A 17,741-nucleotide genomic window follows, 5' to 3' on the forward strand; every position below is an offset into this window, starting at 1 on the left:
CTGTCGTATGGACGCGGCCTGACCGGAGTGGAAAGCTCGAAAGACCACCGCGGGCACCGCCGGAGCTGCCCCGCTTGAGGGTCGCTCCCCCGCGCCCGCGCCCCCCACCTCCACCGTGCACGCACCGTGCACCGGCGATCAGGAGGAAGAAATCATGGGCGACAAGGCGAACACCCACCCAGGAGCCGCCGGCAGGGCTCTTACGGCCGACCAGCCCGCATCGGTACGGAATGTGGTGCTGGTCGGCCACAGCGGATCCGGTAAGACCACCCTCGTCGAGGCCCTCGCGCTGACCGCCGGCGCGGTCAACCGGGCAGGACGGGTCGAGGACGGCGCCACGGTCTCCGACTACGACGAGATCGAGCACCGTCAGCAACGCTCCGTACAGCTCTCCCTCGTCCCCGTCGGCTGGGACGGCTACAAGATCAACCTGCTCGACACCCCCGGTTACGCCGACTTCGTCGGGGAGCTGCGGGCCGGCCTGCGCGCCGCGGACGCGGCCCTCTTCGTGGTGTCGGCGGCCCAGGAGGCCGACGCCGTCGCCGGCTCCACCCGGATGGTGTGGGAGGAGTGCGCGGCCGTCGGCATGCCCCGCGCCATCGTCGTCACGCACCTCGACACCGCGCGCACCGACTTCGAGCGGCTCACCCAGGTCCTCGCCGACATCTTCGGCGGCGACGACCCCGACGCCATCCTCCCCCTCTACCTGCCCGTACTCGGCCCCGAGGCAGCCGACGGGCACGCCCCCGCCACCGGACTGGTCGGCCTGCTGACCCAGAAGATCTTCGACTACTCCTCCGGCGAACGGAAGGAGAACCCACCCGACGACACCCAGCGCGACCTCATCGCCGAGGCCCGCAACCGGCTGATCGAGGGCATCATCGCCGAGAGCGAGGACGAGACCCTCATGGACCGCTACCTCGGCGGCGAGGAGATCGACCTCAAGACCCTCATCGAGGACCTGGAGAAGGCCGTCGCACGCGGCACCTTCCACCCCGTCCTCGCCGCAGCCCCCGCCGCCCCCGGCGGCAAGCAGGGCCTCGGCACCGTGGAACTGCTGGAGCTGATCACCCGCGGCTTCCCCACGCCCCTGGAGCGTGAGGCGCCCGCCGTCACCACCCCGGACGGCCGCCCGCGCCCGGCGATCACCTGCGACCCCGACGGGCCGCTGGTGGCCGAGGTCGTCAAGACGGCGTCCGACCCGTACGTCGGCCGGATCTCGCTGGTACGCGTCTTCTCGGGGACCCTGCGCCCCGACGAGACCGTCCACGTCTCCGGGCACGGCCTCGCCGACCGCGGCCACGAGGACCACGACGTCGACGAGCGCGTCGGGGCCCTGTCCGCGCCCTTCGGCAAGCAGCAGCGGCAGATGAACCGCTGCATCGCCGGCGACCTGTGCTGCGTGGGCAAACTGGTCCGCGCCGAGACCGGGGACACGCTCTCCGCCAAGGACGACCCGCTCCTCATGGAGCCCTGGACCATGCCCGAGCCGCTGCTGCCGCTCGCCATCCAGGCCCACAGCAAGGCGGACGAGGACAGGCTCTCCCAGGGCCTCGCGCGCCTCGCCGCCGAGGACCCCACCATGCGCCTCGAACAGAACCAGGACACCGGTCAGGTCGTCCTGTGGTGCCTCGGCGAGGCCCACATGGACGTCGCCCTGGAACGGCTGCGCACCCGCTACGGCGTCCAGGTCGACGCCGTACCCCACAAGGTGGCCCTCCGCGAGACGTTCGCCGACAGGTCGGCGGGGCGCGGACGGCACGTCAAACAGTCCGGGGGACACGGCCAGTACGCCATCTGCGAGATCGAGGTCGAACCGCTGCCCCAGGGTTCCGGCATCGAGTTCGTCGACAAGGTGGTCGGCGGCGCGGTGCCCCGCCAGTTCATCCCGTCCGTCGAGAAGGGCGTACGGGCCCAGGCCGCGAAGGGCGTCGCCGCCGGGCACCCGCTCGTCGACGTACGCATCACCCTCCTCGACGGCAAGGCGCACTCGGTGGACTCCTCCGACGCCGCCTTCCAGACCGCCGGCGCCCTGGCCCTGCGCGAAGCCGCCGCCGACGCCCGGATCAACCTCCTCGAACCCGTCGCCGAACTCCAGGTCCTCGTCCCCGACGAGTACGTCGGCCCGGTCATGAGCGACCTCTCCGGCCGCCGGGGCCGCGTCGTCGGCACCGAACAAGCCGGGCCCGGGCGGACCCTCGTCCGCGCCGAGGTGCCCGAGCTGGAGATCGGACGGTACGCCGTCGACCTCCGCTCCATCTCCCACGGCACGGGCCGGTTCGACCGGACGTACGCGCGCCACGAGCCCATGCCCGCGCACGTCGCGGAGAAGGTCCGCGAAAAGACCGCAAGCTGACCCGAATCCATCCCGAATCCATCCCGAATCGATCAGCCGCCCACCGCAACCGTCCCGAGGACCACCCGCGGTGGGCGGCATTCGGCCGTCTCCGGACACCGGACCGTACGCCCCGATAGGCTGTACTGCTCGGCTCAGGGCGGCCACCTCGGCTCAGGGCGGCCACCAGGTGTGCCGGGCACGGTCGTTGGGAAGGCCGCAGAGCGGACAGCTGTGAGAGGTGGGGGCGGCGGCAGTGACGACGATGGACAGTTTCAGCCCCGGGGCGCAGGTCCCGATCCAGGGCTCGGCCGGACAGATGGCGGCGACGCACGCGCTCGCCTCCGCCGCCTACCGCGACGACAAGATGGAGAAGATCCTCGACGCCAACAACGAATGGCACGAGTCGACGGTGAAGAAGGGCAAGTTCTCCCTCTTCGCGCCCAACCTCGGTGAGGCCTTCTCCCGCGCCGTACAGGTCCGGATGCTGGGCGGCGCCCGCAAGCCGCTGATCCAGTCCTTCGGCGCCGAACCACAGACGGTCGTCGAGCACTGCCTGGCCGCCACCAACATCCGCAGGCGGCGCGACAAGCTCCTCACCCTGATCACCGTCTTCTTCGGCGTCGTCTTCCTGCCCGGCATGCTCGCCTGGATGACGGTCTTCCAGGTGCGCAGCGCCCTCGCCAAGACCTCCGCCGACAAGAAGGGCTCCGGCGCCCTGGGCACCGGCCTCCTCGTCGGCATGGGCATCCTCGCCGTCCTCTTCCTGCTCCGGCTGCCCTTCACCGGCTTGCTGGGGCTCTACCTCCGCATCATGGTCGTCGCCCCGGTCGTCGGCTGGTTCCTCGCCAAACGCGTCTGCGAGCGCACCGCCAAGGACCTGCGCGCCCGCTGGGACTCCCTCCTCAGCGGCGGTGGCGGCATCGGTCCCAAGATCCCCGAAGCCGTACCCCAGGACCCCAACGAGACCGCCGCCGAAGAGCTGCGCCAGTCCCTGGAGAAGCTCACCGCCGAGCAGCGCTCCAACGTCGTCTTCTACGCAGGCCCCAAGGGCATACTCGGCATGGGCACGCGCTGGGGCAGCTGGCACCTCGCCGAGGAGCTGATCCCCAAGGAGGGCAAGGAGATCCACGCCTTCCGCACCTGGGACGTGATCCGCCCCATCCACGACCAGCTCAAGATGCTCGAACGCGGCACCCTCAAGACCGGCTTCCCCACCCCGTCGGTCAGCCACTGGATCGTCTCCCCCGTCGGCGAGGGCGCCAAGGAGGTCGCGCGGCCCGAGGGCGAGGACGTCGTCGCGTACCAGGTCAAGCCGCACGAGATACAGCGCATCTGCAACGAGAACCAGTTCGGCAAGGGCAACCGCCACTACCTCGGCGTGCAGTTCGTCCTCTGGGACGGCCAGCTGGTGCTCACCATGATGGTCACCGTGACCGCCCTGCTGCACACGCTCCGCATCGAGGTCACCGGCCACGCCCTCGGCCCCGTGCACTCGCTCTTCACCACGAAGCCGGAGGCGCCGAAGAAGGAGGTCTCCAAGACCGTCCGGTTCTGGGAGACCAAGGAGGTGCTGCTGCCGCTGATCACCAACGACGAAGTCGTACGGCTGGCCGTCCGCGCCCCGCTGACCTGGTTCCCGCCGGTCCTCGACTTCCTCGGCGGCAAGCTCGTCCTGCCCGAGCCCTTCGGCCTGCGGCACGCCTGGGCCGCCCAGCCCTGGCGCCACCGCTTCATGGCCGACGACGCCATCCGCGCGGCCACGCCCGTACTGCGGGCGGTCCACGCCGCGACCATCAAGATGCTCGACGATCACGGCGTGGACACGGAGCGCTTCACCAACCGCTCGATGGTGCTCAGCGGGTTCGTCCAGGACCCGATGCCGAAGAAGGCGGACGTGTACGACGCGTGACTAAGCGGTCGTCGTCGGCCAGGCCTCGGCGAGCATCCGGCGGGTGTCCGCGAGGAGTTGCGGCAGCACCTTGGTGTGGCCGACGACCGGCATGAAGTTGGTGTCGCCGCCCCAGCGCGGCACGATGTGCTGGTGCAGATGGGCGGCGATCCCGGCGCCGGCGGCGCTGCCCTGGTTCATGCCGATGTTGAACCCGTGCGCACCGGAGGCGGTGCGCAGGGCGGTCATCGCCTGCTTGGTGAGCACCGCGAGCTCGGCGGTCTCGGCGTCGTCGAGCTCGGTGTAGTCGGCGACGTGCCGGAAGGGGACGACCATGAGGTGCCCGCCGTTGTACGGGTAGAGGTTCAGCACCGCGTACACCTTCTCGCCCCGCGTGACGATCAGCCCGTCCTCGTCGGACTTCGCCGGGATGGTGCAGAACGGGCAGCCGTCGTCGGCCCCGGGGCCGGTGGGCTTGTTCTCGCCCTGGATGTACGCCATCCGGTGGGGCGTCCACAGGCGCTGGAACGCGTCAGGCGTCCCGACTCCGATCTGCTGCTCCGGCTCAGTCGTCATGCGAGCCAGCATATTCGCTGGCGTGCGGGCGAATGCGGCGAGGGGCGGACCCGTCCGGGACCGCCCCTCGCCTCACCTCCGGGTCAGACCTGGACGCGGCGCTCCACGACGTCGAGGAGCTTGGCGATGGCCTCGTCCTTCGGGATGCCGTTCTCCTGCGAACCGTCGCGGTAGCGGAAGGAGACCGTGCCGGCGTTCATGTCGTCGTCGCCGACGATGACCATGAACGGGACCTTCAGCTTCTGGTGGTTCCGGATCTTCTTCTGCATCCGGTCCGAGGACGCGTCCACCTCGACCCGCAGGCCCTTCTTCTTCGCCTCGGCGGCGAACTCCTGCAGGTACGGCACGTGGGCGTCGCCGATCGGGATGCCGACCGCCTGGACCGGGGCCAGCCACGGGGGCATGGCGCCCGCGTAGTGCTCCAGCAGCACGGCGAAGAAGCGCTCGATCGAACCGAAGAGGGCGCGGTGGATCATGACCGGCCGCTGGCGCGAGCCGTCCGGCGCGGTGTACTCCAGGTTGAACCGCTCCGGCAGGTTGAAGTCGACCTGGATGGTCGACATCTGCCAGGTACGGCCGATGGCGTCCTTGGCCTGGACGGAGATCTTCGGGCCGTAGAAGGCCGCGCCGCCCGGGTCGGGGGTCAGGGGCAGGCCCTGCTTCTCGGCCGCCTTGCGCAGCACCTCCGTGGCCTCTTCCCAGACCTCGTCGGAGCCGACGAACTTCTCCGGGTCCTTGGTGGACAGTTCGAGGTAGAAGTCGTTCAGGCCGTAGTCGCGCAGCAGGTTCAGCACGAAGGTCAGCAGCGAGTCGAGCTCGTCCGCCATCTGCTCCTTGGTGCAGTAGATGTGCGCGTCGTCCTGGGTGAAGCCGCGGGCGCGGGTCAGGCCGTGCACCACGCCGGACTTCTCGTACCGGTACACCGTGCCGAACTCGAACATGCGCAGCGGCAGCTCACGGTAGGACCGGCCGCGCGCGTCGAAGATCAGGTTGTGCATCGGGCAGTTCATGGGCTTGAGGTAGTAGTCCACGCCCTCGTCGAGCTGCATGGGCGGGTACATGCCCTCGGCGTACCAGTCCAGGTGGCCCGACTTCTCGAACAGCTTGCCCTTGGTCGCGTGCGGGGTGTAGACGAACTCGTAGCCCGCCTCCTCGTGCCGGCGCCGCGAGTAGTCCTCCATGGCCCGGCGGATGATGCCGCCCTTGGGGTGGAAGACCGCGAGGCCGGAGCCGATCTCGTCGGGGATGGAGAAGAGGTCCAGCTCGCTGCCGAGCTTGCGGTGGTCGCGCTTCTCGGCCTCGGCGAGGAAGTCCAGGTGCGCCTTCAGCTCGTCCTTGGACGGCCACGCGGTGCCGTAGATGCGCTGCAGCATCGGGTTCTTCTCGCTGCCGCGCCAGTACGCGGCGGCGTTGCGCATCAGCTTGAAGGCGGGGATGACCCGGGTCGAGGGCAGGTGCGGGCCCCGGCAGAGGTCCTTCCAGCACAGCTCGCCGGTCTTGGCGTCGAGGTTGTCGTAGATGGTCAGCTCGCCGCCGCCCACCTCGACGTCCGCGCCGTCGTCGCTGGAGGCGGAGCCCTTGATGCCGATGAGCTCCAGCTTGTACGGCTCGTTCGCCAGCTCCTCGCGGGCGGCCTCGTCGGTGACGACCCGGCGCGAGAAGCGCTGGCCGCGCTTCTGGATCTCCTGCATCTTCTTCTCGATGGCCTTGAGGTCATCGGGGGTGAAGGGACGCTCGACGTCGAAGTCGTAGTAGAACCCGTCCTTCACCGGCGGGCCGATGCCCAGCTTCGCCTCGGGGAAGAGCTCCTGCACGGCCTGCGCCATGACGTGCGCGGTGGAGTGCCGGAGGATGTTCAGGCCGTCCTCGGAGGAGATCTCGACCGGCTCGACGGTCTCGCCGTCGCGGACCTCGTACGCGAGGTCCTTCAGCTCGCCCGCGACGCGCGCCGCGACGACGGTGCGCTCGCCGGCGAAGAGGTCGGCGGCGGTAGTGCCCGTCGTCACCACGCGCTCTTCCCGCTCGGAATCGCGTTGGATGATCACACGGACGTCTGACACCGGTCTCTCCTGACTGAAGGGGGAAGCACTGCGTTGCATTGCATTGCAATGCATTACCGCATGGTACCGAGCCGCCCGACCCACCCGCGAAACGGTTTCCCGGAGTCCGGAGGTCAGTCGGCGGACCCGTCCGCCTCCCCGAAGAAGCCCAGGTTCTCCTGGAGGGACTTCATCAGCCGGTCCCGCTCCGCCTCGTCGACCTGGACGAGTACGACGTCGGAGGCGTCCGTCAGCCGCCGGAAGCCGCCCCGGCTCTCCAGCCGCCCGGTGACGCGCAGCGGCAGGCCGTGCAGGTGGGCGTGGCCGGCCGTGCGGTACGCGTCCTCGTCCAGGGCCACCCGTACGTGCGGTACCTCCGCCCCGGCGAGCACCCGGAGCCGTACGGTGCCCGGCCCGCGCGGCCCCGACCGGCGGAGGCGTACGACCGCCCCGGTGAGGCGGACGGGCACGGAGGGCTCGTCCTGGAGGTAGCGGGCGCCGGCCTCGCGCAGGGCGGGCAGGTCCCCGGGCGAGAACTCGACCGGTTCGGGGCGGGGCGCGCACCCTTCGGGCGCGCCGGTGGCGGGGGCCCAGGCGAGGGTGATCGCGGCGCCTTCGGCGCCTCGGACGAGGGCGATGAGGGCCTCGGTGAGCTCGCGGCTGGCGCCCGCTTCGACGGCGGCGTCGAAGGCGTCGTGGCGTCCGGTGGCCCGCTGGTAGTCGACGGCCTCGCGGGTGGCGTACAGGGCGTGGTAGAGCCGTGCGGTGACGGCCCGGGCGGGGTCGACGGGGACGAAGGCGGTGAGGCCGCGCCCGCCGGGGGCCGCCGCCACGAGGACGCCGTCGAGGAGGGCCTGGGCCTGCCGCCGGTGGCGTGCGCCGTGGTAGCGGGCGCGACCCCGTACGGCGAGGGCGCCGGCGAGGAGGATCTGGCGGGCGGCGGAGCGGAGCTGCTCCTGGGCGGTCCAGGTGGCCGTGGAGGAGGGGCCGGGGGGCGTGTCGCGCCACCAGCGGATCTCGTCGCTGGGCACGGTGAGGCCGACGAGCACCTCGCGGGCGGAGGGCGCGGGGCAGCGGGCGAGCGCGGTGAGGGCCTCGCCGAGGAGGTCGTCGCAGTCCGGGAAGGCGCGGCTCTCGGGGACGAGGAGGCTGATGGGCGTGGTGCCGGGGCCCGGCGGGGTCCACCGGCTGTAGCGCCCGGTCGCGCCGCCGCGGCGCCGCCAGCCGTGCCGGCCGAGCAGCGCGCCGAGGACGAGGGGGTCGACGCGGGCGGGGTCGAGGGCCGGGCCGGGGGTGCCGGCGGCGGGGCCGGGGGCCGCGCCCGTCCACGGGGACGGGACTCCGGTCACGGGGTGGGGGTGGGGGTGGGGCCGCATGGGCTCGTCGGTCGGCCGGTGCATCAGGGTCTTCCTCCCGCCCCGACCCGGGCCATGATGTCGCACAGTGCCCGGTCGTCGAAGATCCGTGTGGTGGGGATGCGCACGGTGGTGCGGCGCCTGCCGGTGACCGGGTGGCCCGCGAGGTTGGTCCAGTAGCAGCAGTGCCGCAGGTCGAGGCGGTCGTGGCCGGCGCGCAGCCATTCCTCCCGGACCCTGGGGACGATCATCACGACCAGGATCTTGTGCACGGCGACGGGGGTCCGGGCGAGCTTCACCAGGTGCTCGTTGTCGAGGGTGAAGGAGAACGTCGGCCCCGGGGGGTGCGGCGGGATCTGGTACGTGGCCTTGAGCTGCACCTTGACGGTGACTTCGTCGTCGACCACGTGCCCGGGGGCGCTGTGGCTGACGTGCCAGTCGATGCCGTTGTCCGGGAAGGGCTGGGAGAGCGAGCAGCCGGCGGCGGCCGCGACCGCGTGGAGGTAGCCCACTTGGAGGGTCTCCATGCAGGCGGTGGTGGCGAGTGCGCCCCGCAGCGGTGCGATCTGCTGGGGAAGCAGCCCCCCGGGTTCGGGCTGCGCGAGCGCCATGGCTCCTCATGCCTTCCAGGCGACGACGGGGCGTCAGTTCGACCACCCCTCACCTGTGTTGTCACCGCGTTGCGTACGGTGCAAACGGCGCGGGTATCACCGTTCCGGGCAGATGGCATGACGCCATGTGCCGGGCACGCGCGAGGAGTTCGGGGTATGACGCTCTGGTACGAGGGGCCCCTGGCCGCATTCGACACGGAAACAACGGGAGTTGACGTCGAGCGGGACCGGATCGTGTCGGCCGCCGTCGTCGTTCAGGACACCGCGGGCGGGCGGGTCCGGGCCACGCGGTGGCTGGTGAACCCGGGCATACCGGTGCCTCGGGAGGCGACGGAGGTGCACGGCCTGACGGACGATCACCTCCAGCGCAACGGGCGCTGGCCCGCTCCGGTGATGGAGGAGATAGGCCGGGCACTGGCGGAGCACTGTGCGGCGGGGCGGCCGCTGGTGGTGATGAACGCGCCGTTCGACCTGACGCTGCTGGACCGGGAGCTGCGCCGCCATCGCGCCTCGTCGTTCGCGCGCTACCTGGAGAACGCGCCGCTGTGCGTGCTGGATCCGCGGGTGCTGGACAAGCACCTGGACCGCTACCGCAAGGGCCGGCGCACCCTGACGGACCTGTGTGCCGAGTACGAGGTCCCGCTGGAGGGGGCGCACGACGCGGCGGCGGACGCGGCGGCGGCGCTCGAGGTGGTACGGGCGGTGGGGCGGCGGTTCGCGGCGCGCCTGGAGCGGCTGTCGCCGGCGGAGCTGCACGCGCTGCAGGCGGTGTGGCACGCGGCGCAGGCGCGCGGGCTGCAGGCGTGGTTCGCGCGCAACGGGTCGGAGGAGGCGGTGGATCCGGCATGGCCGTTGCGTCCGGAGGTACCGGCGGCGGCCGCGTAGCCCCCGGTCTCCCGTGGGACACGAAAAAGCCGGTCCGTACGGTGACGGACCGGCTCTTCCCGGCGGTGGGCGATACTGGGTTCGAACCAGTGACCTCTTCGGTGTGAACGAAGCGCTCTCCCACTGAGCTAATCGCCCGGGAACGCACTGAACCATACAGGTCCTGGTGCGTTTCCTTCAAACCCGTTACGGCCCCGGCCCGCGTGCGCCGGGTGTACTCATGCGCATCTGAGTACGAGCACCGATGCCGCGGCGGCGTGACAGGCGCCACACTCCGCCGTATGGACAACATTCCGCCGCCCGCACAGGAGCTCGCGCTCGTCGAGCGTGAGCTGGTGCAACTGGATGCGCGCCGCGCGCAGTTGCTGGCACGCCGGGCCTGGCTGCTCAGCGTGCTCCACGCCCCTCTTCCGCCCGCTCCGCCGGTGGCGGGGCGGGAGACCTCGCCGCGCAGCGCGCAGAACGTGCTGCTGACGCTGGGCGGGGCGCTGCTGACGGTGGCCGCCGTCGCCTTCACGCTGGTCAGCTGGGGTCACTTGGGCATCGCCGGCCGCGCCGCCGTCCTCGGTGTCGTGACGGCCGTGGCGCTGGCGGCGCCGGTGGTGCTGCTGCGGCGGGGGCTGGCGTCGACCGCGGAGTCGGTGGCGGGGCTGGGTCTGGTGCTGATGGTGCTGGACGCGTACGCGCTGCACCGGGTGGCGCTGCCGGACGCGGGCGGCCTGGGGTACGCGGCGGTCGCCTCGGGTGTGCTGGCGGTGTTGTGGGCGGGTTATGGCACGGGGGTCGCGCGGCTGCGGCTGCCGCTGCCCGCGGCGGTGGCGGCGGCGCAACTGCCGCTGCCGTTGGGGGCGCTGGCGGCGGACGCCGGGGCGCTGCCGGTGGCGTGGGCGATGCTGGTGACGGCGGGGCTGGACGCGGTGCTGGCACTGTGGGCGCGGCCGTCGCCGGCGGTGCGCGGGGTGGCGTGCGCCGGGGCGTGTGCGGCGGGCGCCTGGGCGGTGCTGACGGGTGTCCGGCTGTCGGTGGTGGCGGGCGGCGCCGGTGGGGCCGTACTGCTGCTGGGGGTGTCGGGCCTGGCGCTGTACGTGGCGTGGCGCACGGCCGCGCTCCGGGAGGACGTGGCGGTGGTGTGCGCGGCGGCGGCGGGCCTGGCGGCCGTGGCCGGTGCGGGCGGGTTGCTGCGGGGGGTGCTGCCCGCGGGGTGGGTGGTGCCGGGGTACCTGCTGTGCGCGGTGGCCGTGGCGGCGGTGGCCGGTGCCGGACGGGTGCCGGGTGGTCTGCGGCTGGGGCTGCTGGGCGCGTCGGGCGTGGTGCAGGGCCTGTCGGTGGCGTGGGCGGCGGCGCCGCTGATGGTGGCCGTGGTGATGCCGGGCCGGGGGGTGCCGTGGTCGACGCCGGTGGTGCTGGTGACGGTGGCGGCGGTGCTCGCGGTGGTGCGGTGGACGGCGGCCCGTCCGGGCGCGCTGATCGTGGCGTCGGCGGCGGCGCTGTCCCTGCCGGAGGCGGTGCGGCTGCCGTACGCGGCGTCCCTGGCGGCGCAGCTGGTGCTGACGGCGGTGCTGCTGGCGCTGGTGGCTCGTCCGGAGGCGCTGGCGCGGCGGCTGCCGCAGCAGGGCGAGGCGGGCGCTCCGACGGGTGTCCTGGCGGCTGTGGCGCTCGGTTGCGGGCTGGTGTCGGCCGGGGCCGCCGCGTGGGCGGCGAGTGCCGGGCCGGTGGCCTCCGTGGTGGTGGCCGGGGTGCTGGCCGCGCTGTTCGCGGGCGCGGCGCTGGCGGCGGTGACGCAGGCCGTACGGGCGGTGGCGGCGTGCGTGGCGGTCGTCGCGGCGGCGGGGTGCGTGGGCGCGGGCGCCGGGCTCGCCGCGCTGTCCGCGCACGGCACGGCGCTCGCGCTGCTCGCGGTGCCCGCGGCGACCGTCGCCGTGGGCGCGCGGCTGCGGCTCCACCCGGTGGCGCTGCCGGTCGAGCTGACCGGTGCGGGCGCGGCGGTGGTGGCGGTGGGGCTCGCGGCCGGCCGGCCGGCGTACCTGGCGCTCGTGCTGGCGCTGTGCGGCGTACTGGCGGCGGCCACGGCGCTGCGCCCGGAGCGGCGCCCTGTCGCCGGGTACGCGGCCGCGGTGCTGTGCGTGGCGGCGACGTGGGTGCGGCTGGCGGCCTCGGGGGTGTCGGCACCGGAGGCGTACACGCTCCCGGTGACGGTGCCGGCCCTGGTGGTGGGCGTGCTGCGCAGGCGGCGCGACCCGGAGGCGTCGTCGTGGGCGGCGTACGGCCCGGGGCTGGCCGCGACGCTGGTGCCGAGCCTGTTCGCGGCGTGGGGTGACGCCCAGTGGGTGCGGCCGCTGCTGCTCGGGCTGGGGGCCCTCGCGGTGACGCTGCTGGGAGCGTGGCTGCGGCTCCAGGCGCCGCTGGTGCTGGGTGGTGCGGTGCTGGCGCTGGTGGGGCTGCACGAGCTGGCGCCGTACGTCGCGCAGGTGGTGGGTGCGCTGCCGAGGTGGCTGCCGCCGGCCCTGGCGGGACTGCTGCTGCTCGCGGTGGGGGCGACCTACGAACAGCGGTTGCGGGACGCTCGCCGGCTGCGCGAGAGGGTGGGCCGGCTGCGCTGACGCACGGGCGGCGCGGGCGGGCCGGGTACGCCGGAGGCCCGGAGACGTGATCACGTCTCCGGGCCTCCGGTCCGGGTGGTGGGCGATACTGGGTTCGAACCAGTGACCTCTTCGGTGTGAACGAAGCGCTCTCCCACTGAGCTAATCGCCCGGGCGCACCGCAAACATTACCGCATGTCAGCAGGTGCCTCCGACCACCCCGGGAGGGGAGCCGGTGAGGGTTGCCCCGTCAGCGGGGGATCTTCCACGGCATGACGATGCCGTACTTCCACACGTAAACACCGACGAGCGCGGCGATGATCACCAGGCCGATCGTCGTGAGGATGATGTTGCGCCTGCGTACCCTCGGGTCGAGGGCGCGCTGCGCCGCCTCGGTGACCTTCCGCTTCGTCCAGCGGAGCACCAGCTGCGCCCAGACGAACTCGGTGGCCCAGATGGCCATGCCGCCGAAGATCACCACCCAGCCCGGGCCGGGCAGCGGCAGCATCACGATGCCCGCCCCGACCACGGCGAGGCCGACGACGAACACGCCGACCTGCCAGCTGAGGTGCAGCGTGCGCCGCGCCTTGATGAAGCCGGGCGCCCGCGAACCGAGCGCCGGTTCGTCGGTCTCGCGGCCTGTCACGTCCCCCGTGGCGGGTTCCGGAGCGGCCGGCTGGGCGCCCCTCCCCCGCTCGTCACTCTCCGCTTTCATGAGGCCCAACCTACCGGACGAGGCGGGGGCACCGGAATGGCCGTATAACCACCGGTTACACACCGCCATACGAGGGAGCTCAACCATCACAAAACAGACAGAGGGGTTTACAACGGCACCGTAGGTGGCATGTCGATTTCGCCGACGTGCGAATCCCCGAGCGCACACTGAGCGAAAGGCCCTGGCGCTTATGAACACCACGGTCAGCTGCGAGCTGCACCTGCGCCTCGTTGTGTCGAGCGAGTCCTCACTGCCTGTACCGGCGGGCCTGCGGTATGACACGGCCGATCCGTATGCCGTGCACGCCACCTTCCACACCGGAGCCGAGGAGACGGTCGAGTGGGTGTTCGCCCGCGACCTTCTCGCCGAGGGGCTGCACCGCCCCACCGGAACCGGCGACGTCCGTGTCTGGCCGTCTCGCAGCCACGGCCAAGGCGTCGTCTGCATCGCGCTGAGCTCCCCGGAGGGAGAAGCCCTGCTCGAGGCCCCGGCGAGGGCCCTGGAGTCGTTCCTGAAGCGGACCGACGCCGCCGTCCCCCCGGGCACCGAGCACCGACACTTCGACCTCGATACGGAGCTCTCGCACATCCTGGCCGAAAGCTGACCGGCTGACGAGCTGAGCGGCTGAGCCAGGCCGAGAGCCGCACGGCGCCGTCCGACTCGGGGCGACGGCGCCGCGCGGACAACCCCACACGGCCACCGACAGGCTGTACAGGACGGACACCCGCGCCGTCACGGCGAACCCTCGCCGTGACGGCGCGGTCGTGTGCCGCCTGCTCCGTGAAGCCCGCGAAGCCCGCGAAGCCGGTACGAAACCGGCACGCATCCGGTGGCGCGCGCACGAGCCGCTAGAGTCGGCGCCACATGCGGCGGGCGCCCGCCCACCGCATCAGGCCAGGGAGCGGAGCGGAATTCGTGCTGATCCCCCACGACACCCGGATCGCCCTCGACACCGTCGTCGACTTGATGAACACGGCGCCCGAGGACGGGCGGGACGACATACTCGGGGACGTCGCCGCCTTGTACGCGTTCGTACGCGACCACGACGTCAGCGGCGTCGGCGAGCTCGACACGCGGGATCTGAAGGCGGTCCAGGACGTACGGAAACGGTTCGCCGAGGTGTTCGCGGCGCCCGACGCACACACCGCCGCCGACCTGATCAACCAGCTGGTGGCCGCGGCCGGCACCACACCGCAGCTCACCGACCACGACGGTTACGACTGGCACGTGCACTACTTCGCGCCGGGCGCGTCGGTCGCCGACCACCTGGCCGCCGACTGCGGCATGGCCCTCGCCTTCATCCTGGTCGCGGGCGAGCGGGAGCGGCTGCGGCGCTGCGAGGCGCCGGACTGCGGGCGGGCCTTCGTCGACCTGTCGCGCAACCGCTCCCGCCGCTACTGCGACAGCCGTACCTGCGGTAACCGTCTGCATGTGGCGGCGTACCGGGCCCGCCGCAAGGAAGCAACGACCGGCTGATCCGGAGCCGGAGCGGGAGTCGGGGCCGGCGTCGGGATCGGGATCGGGGTCGGGGTCAGAGCAGGAACAGGTCGTGGACGGCGGCCATGAGCAGCAGGCAGCCGATCACCCCCAGGAAGATCATCAACGGGGGCTGGGACAGCGCGAAGAGGCAACCGCGCGGCTCTTTCGTGGTGGCGGGAGGACGCTCCCGCGAGGTATCCAGCATCTCGGGGCCGATGATGGCGCAACCGGACGCCCGATGATCGGGGAACGGCCCTTCCCACACGCTTGTGGGGGACGCCGGTTTCCCGGAGGCCCCTCAGCCGTTCCGCACAGAGGACGCTTCAGATGCCGTGCTTCTTGAGGATCGCCTCGATGTCGCTGAAGTCGTCGGCGGGGGCGGGGCCGGACTTCTGGGCGGACTTCGGGCCGGACGTCGGGCCGGACTTCCCGGCGGGCCGGCGCGGTCCGGCGGGCCGGCGCGGTCCGGCGGAACCGGCGCCCAGGGAGGGCGCCGACGCGGCCGGGGCGACCGCCTCCGGCTGCACGCGCCTGCCGGCCCTGCGCCGCTCGACGGCCCTGCCGGTCGCGAACAGCAGCCACGCCACGCCGAGCACGCCGAAACCGGCCCACGCCACCGGGCTGAAGGCCGTCCCGGCCAGCCACTCCACGGCGCCGGTCATCACCAGTCCGAGCGGGACGAGCGCGTAGGCGGCGATACGGGTGGCGGCGAGGAACCGCCTGCGGTACGCGGCGATGGCCGCGATGCCCAGCCCTGCCGCCGACACGGCGGAGCAAACGGTCTCGGCGAGCATCCGGTCCTCCAGGCTGGGCGGTGGCGAGGTCGCACGTCTTCGGGTCGTACACCCCTCGGGTCATACGTCCCCTCCATCCTGCACCGGGCGCGCGTCCGGCGGCCACGGTCCTCGGCCAACCTCAGGGAGATCTCCGGGTTGGGGACCCGCGGCCCCTGCTGGAAAACTGGTCTCATGACTGACTCCCCCACCGACCACACCGCCGGCCCCGTCGTCCTCGACGTCTGGTGCGAGCTCCAGTGCCCCGACTGCCACGCCGCGCTGGAGGACCTGCGCGACCTGCGCGCCCGCTACGGCGACCGACTGGAGGTGCGGCTGCGGCACTTCCCGCTGGAGCGGCACCAGCACGCCTACGCTGCGGCGCAGGCCGCCGAGGAGGCGCTGGAACAGGGCAAGGGCTGGCCGTACGCGGAGGCGGTGCTGGCCAGGACCGAGGAGCTGGCGTCGCGCGGGGAGCCGCTACTGCTGGAGGTGGCGGCCGAACTGGGCCTGGACACCGAGGAGTTCGACACGGCGCTGATCGACGGCCGGCACCTGCTGGCCGTGGACGCCGACCAGGCCGAGGGCAAGGCGATCGGCGTCACGGGCACGCCCACGTACGTGATCGGTGGCGAGCGGCTGGACGGCGGCAAGAGCCAGGAGGGTCTGCGCGAGCGCATCGAGGAGATCGCCGACCGGCTCCTGGCCCAGGCCTAGGGCCTGTCTTTCGGATCAGGCCGGTTAAGGGAGCGGGGTCTGGTGCCGTACATCGCAAGGCGGAGGAGGGAGTCACTGCGGAGCAGTGGCGACCGACGACAACGCGGCGAGGTGCGGCACCAGGGCACGCGAGCCCGGCAAGATCCGGAAGACAGGCCCTAGGCTCCGACCCTCAGACGTGCAGGACGGCGACCAGGCCCCGCGCCCGGCTGCCGTCCGGCAGCTCCCAGGCACCGACGACGTGTCCGGCGGCCCCCTCGGGCAGGTCCGCCGGGCCGTCGGAGCCGGGGCTCAAGATCCGCCGCAGGACGAGCGTCGCGCCGTCCGGCGTGGACAGCTCGGTGCGGTCCGGGTGCTCGACGACGGTGGTGAAATCCGCCGGGACCGGCCCGTCGCCGGTGAAGGAGCGGGCGACCTCCTCGTCGACGGCGTCGCTGACGCTCTGGGCCTGGGCCTGCACCCGGCCCTCGATCAGGGCGAGCAGCTGGGCGGTGAGGACCGGGTCGTGACAGCCGTCGTAGACCCATCGCGTGCCCAGCACGCCGTGCTCCGCGGTGCTGACGAGAGCGTGCTCCGCCCCCTCCAGTGGGGCGCCGCGGTAGGTGAGCGGCACCAGGTAGCCGGCCGGTGCGGAGGCGCCGTCGGCGCCCGGTGCGGCGTCGGTGACCACCATGAACTCGATGCCGACCTCCCCCTCCGGGTCGTCCAGCCGGAAACCGCCGGCCTTGGTCAGCCGCGGTTCCCCGTCGCCGCGGTACCAGGGGCGCGAGGGCAGCCAGGCGGTGAGCATCTCCAGCTTGCTGGGGGTGACGGTGGTCTGGTGGATGACGGCCATGCCGGGGACTCTCCTCCGTCGGACGGTGTACATACCAAGATCCACAAGGTACGCCGCGGCCCCACCGTCTGCCTAGACATCCGCTAGAGCAGGGGCTTGAAGCGGTGGAGGTGCGTGGTGGCGTAGCCGAGCGACTCGTACAGCCGCGCCGCCGGGGTGTTGCCCGCGAAGACGTGGAGGGCGATGCGGCGCAGCCCCCAGCCGTGGGCGGTGCGCTCGGCGGCGAGCATCAGGGTCCGGCCGTAGCCCCGGCCGCGCTGGCCGTCGGCGACCTCGATGTCGTACACGTACGCGACCGGCTCGCCGCCGGGGTCGAGTGCGCGCCGGCCGGTCCATAGGTGGCCGGCGATCCCGCTCCCGTCGCGTACGGCCACGTGGAAGGCGGTGCCCTCGGTGGCGAGGCCGTCGGGGAGGCTCGTGCGGTGGCTGGTTTCGGACGCCGCCCTGGCCTGGGCCTCTGGTACGCCGCGGGCGATCCAGCCGCGGGCGAAGGTCTCCCGGGCCGTGGCGTACCACTCCTGGAACTCGGCCTCGCTCATCGGCCGCACCGTCACGCCGTCGTCGGGCGGCGCGGGCGGCGGCCCCGCGAGGTCCTTCACCATGGTGCGGCCGCGCTCGGTGTAGCCGAGGGCTTCGGTCATGCGGAGCGCGACGGTGGCCTCGACGGGGACGACGACCTGGATCTGGCGGCAGCCCCAGCCCCGCAGGACCTCCTCGGCGGCGAGCGCGGCCACGGTGGCGCGGCCGCGCCGCCGGTCGGGCTCGTCGACGCGCAGCGAGCGGACGGTCCCGATCGCCGTGCCGAATCCGGGCTGGGTGCCGAGCTCGACCGCGCCGACGGGACGGCTGTTCACGCAGATGTCGTACGAGCGTGAGCGCGTGCCGTCGGGGGCCTGCTGAAGCGGCCCGGTCGGCCGCAGGGTGGTGGTCATCAGCAGTGTCCTACCCACC

General features: G+C 72.7%; 16 protein-coding genes and 2 tRNA genes. 7 read left to right on the forward strand and 11 right to left on the reverse strand.

Annotated elements, in window-relative coordinates:
- The first annotated feature begins 154 nt into the window (after positions 1–154).
- Both AC07FJ_RS23450 and AC07FJ_RS23455 read left to right on the forward strand, forming a co-directional pair.
- The gene (locus tag AC07FJ_RS23450; protein ID WP_479051289.1) at positions 155–2,356 is read left to right on the forward strand and encodes an elongation factor G-like protein EF-G2; all 2,202 of its coding nucleotides are present in this window, start codon (positions 155–157) and stop codon (positions 2,354–2,356) included.
- A 244-nt stretch (positions 2,357–2,600) separates the two neighbouring features.
- Positions 2,601–4,247 (forward strand): hypothetical protein, encoded by a 1,647-nt coding sequence (locus tag AC07FJ_RS23455; RefSeq protein WP_479051290.1) that lies wholly within the window; start codon positions 2,601–2,603, stop codon positions 4,245–4,247.
- On the opposite strand, the gene AC07FJ_RS23460 is transcribed toward AC07FJ_RS23455, so the two are convergent.
- The 4 genes from AC07FJ_RS23460 to AC07FJ_RS23475 all read right to left on the reverse strand — a co-directional run bounded on the left by AC07FJ_RS23460 (position 4,248) and on the right by AC07FJ_RS23475 (position 8,807).
- Positions 4,248–4,814, reverse strand: coding sequence for an HIT family protein (locus tag AC07FJ_RS23460; protein WP_479051291.1), 567 nt, complete (start codon positions 4,812–4,814; stop codon positions 4,248–4,250).
- Positions 4,815–4,885: 71 nt separating this feature from the next.
- Positions 4,886–6,862, reverse strand: a complete 1,977-nt coding sequence (thrS, locus tag AC07FJ_RS23465) for a threonine--tRNA ligase (protein ID WP_479051292.1) — start codon at positions 6,860–6,862, stop codon at positions 4,886–4,888.
- Positions 6,863–6,975: 113 nt separating this feature from the next.
- A complete protein-coding gene (locus tag AC07FJ_RS23470; RefSeq protein ID WP_479051293.1) occupies positions 6,976–8,241 on the reverse strand; it encodes a hypothetical protein in 1,266 nt (421 codons plus the stop codon).
- Positions 8,241–8,807, reverse strand: a complete 567-nt coding sequence (locus AC07FJ_RS23475) for a DUF4365 domain-containing protein (RefSeq protein WP_361428889.1) — start codon at positions 8,805–8,807, stop codon at positions 8,241–8,243. The genes AC07FJ_RS23470 and AC07FJ_RS23475 overlap by 1 nt, the downstream gene beginning before the upstream one ends.
- A gap of 156 nt (positions 8,808–8,963) precedes the next feature.
- On the opposite strand from AC07FJ_RS23475, the gene AC07FJ_RS23480 reads away from it, so the two are divergent.
- On the forward strand, positions 8,964–9,692 hold the full coding sequence (locus tag AC07FJ_RS23480; protein ID WP_479051294.1) for an exonuclease domain-containing protein: 729 nt from the start codon (positions 8,964–8,966) through the stop codon (positions 9,690–9,692).
- 66 nt (positions 9,693–9,758) lie between these two features.
- Here the strand turns inward: AC07FJ_RS23480 and AC07FJ_RS23485 are convergent.
- Positions 9,759–9,830, reverse strand: a tRNA-Val gene (locus tag AC07FJ_RS23485).
- 143 nt (positions 9,831–9,973) lie between these two features.
- On the opposite strand from AC07FJ_RS23485, the gene AC07FJ_RS23490 reads away from it, so the two are divergent.
- On the forward strand, positions 9,974–12,292 hold the full coding sequence (locus tag AC07FJ_RS23490) for an SCO7613 C-terminal domain-containing membrane protein (RefSeq protein WP_479051295.1): 2,319 nt from the start codon (positions 9,974–9,976) through the stop codon (positions 12,290–12,292).
- Between the two features lie 76 nt (positions 12,293–12,368).
- Here the strand turns inward: AC07FJ_RS23490 and AC07FJ_RS23495 are convergent.
- Positions 12,369–12,443, reverse strand: a tRNA-Val gene (locus AC07FJ_RS23495).
- Positions 12,444–12,521: 78 nt separating this feature from the next.
- Positions 12,522–12,986 (reverse strand): TIGR02611 family protein, encoded by a 465-nt coding sequence (locus AC07FJ_RS23500; RefSeq protein ID WP_479051296.1) that lies wholly within the window; start codon positions 12,984–12,986, stop codon positions 12,522–12,524.
- A gap of 190 nt (positions 12,987–13,176) precedes the next feature.
- On the opposite strand from AC07FJ_RS23500, the gene AC07FJ_RS23505 reads away from it, so the two are divergent.
- Positions 13,177–13,590 carry an SsgA family sporulation/cell division regulator gene (locus tag AC07FJ_RS23505; protein WP_003959770.1) on the forward strand — a complete coding sequence of 138 codons (414 nt, stop codon included), beginning with the start codon at positions 13,177–13,179 and terminating at the stop codon, positions 13,588–13,590.
- Positions 13,591–13,901: 311 nt separating this feature from the next.
- Complete coding sequence (locus tag AC07FJ_RS23510; RefSeq protein ID WP_479051297.1) at positions 13,902–14,462, forward strand: CGNR zinc finger domain-containing protein; 561 nt, start codon at positions 13,902–13,904, stop codon at positions 14,460–14,462.
- 55 nt (positions 14,463–14,517) lie between these two features.
- Here AC07FJ_RS23510 and AC07FJ_RS23515 read toward each other — a convergent pair whose 3' ends face one another.
- Positions 14,518–14,670: a hypothetical protein gene (locus tag AC07FJ_RS23515; protein WP_361428898.1), complete on the reverse strand. Its 153-nt coding sequence runs from the start codon at positions 14,668–14,670 to the stop codon at positions 14,518–14,520.
- Positions 14,671–14,788: 118 nt separating this feature from the next.
- Positions 14,789–15,259: a hypothetical protein gene (locus AC07FJ_RS23520; protein WP_479051298.1), complete on the reverse strand. Its 471-nt coding sequence runs from the start codon at positions 15,257–15,259 to the stop codon at positions 14,789–14,791.
- A 174-nt stretch (positions 15,260–15,433) separates the two neighbouring features.
- Between AC07FJ_RS23520 and AC07FJ_RS23525 the strand changes: the two genes are divergently transcribed.
- Entirely contained in the window at positions 15,434–15,955 is a 522-nt protein-coding gene (locus AC07FJ_RS23525) for a DsbA family protein (RefSeq protein WP_479051299.1), read from the forward strand.
- A 172-nt stretch (positions 15,956–16,127) separates the two neighbouring features.
- Here the strand turns inward: AC07FJ_RS23525 and AC07FJ_RS23530 are convergent, their stop codons facing one another.
- Positions 16,128–16,790 (reverse strand): maltokinase N-terminal cap-like domain-containing protein, encoded by a 663-nt coding sequence (locus AC07FJ_RS23530; RefSeq protein ID WP_479051300.1) that lies wholly within the window; start codon positions 16,788–16,790, stop codon positions 16,128–16,130.
- Positions 16,791–16,873: 83 nt separating this feature from the next.
- Positions 16,874–17,722, reverse strand: coding sequence for a GNAT family N-acetyltransferase (locus tag AC07FJ_RS23535; protein WP_479051301.1), 849 nt, complete (start codon positions 17,720–17,722; stop codon positions 16,874–16,876).
- Positions 17,723–17,741: the final 19 nt, after the last annotated feature.

This window comes from Streptomyces sp. NPDC045998, from assembly GCF_056430285.1.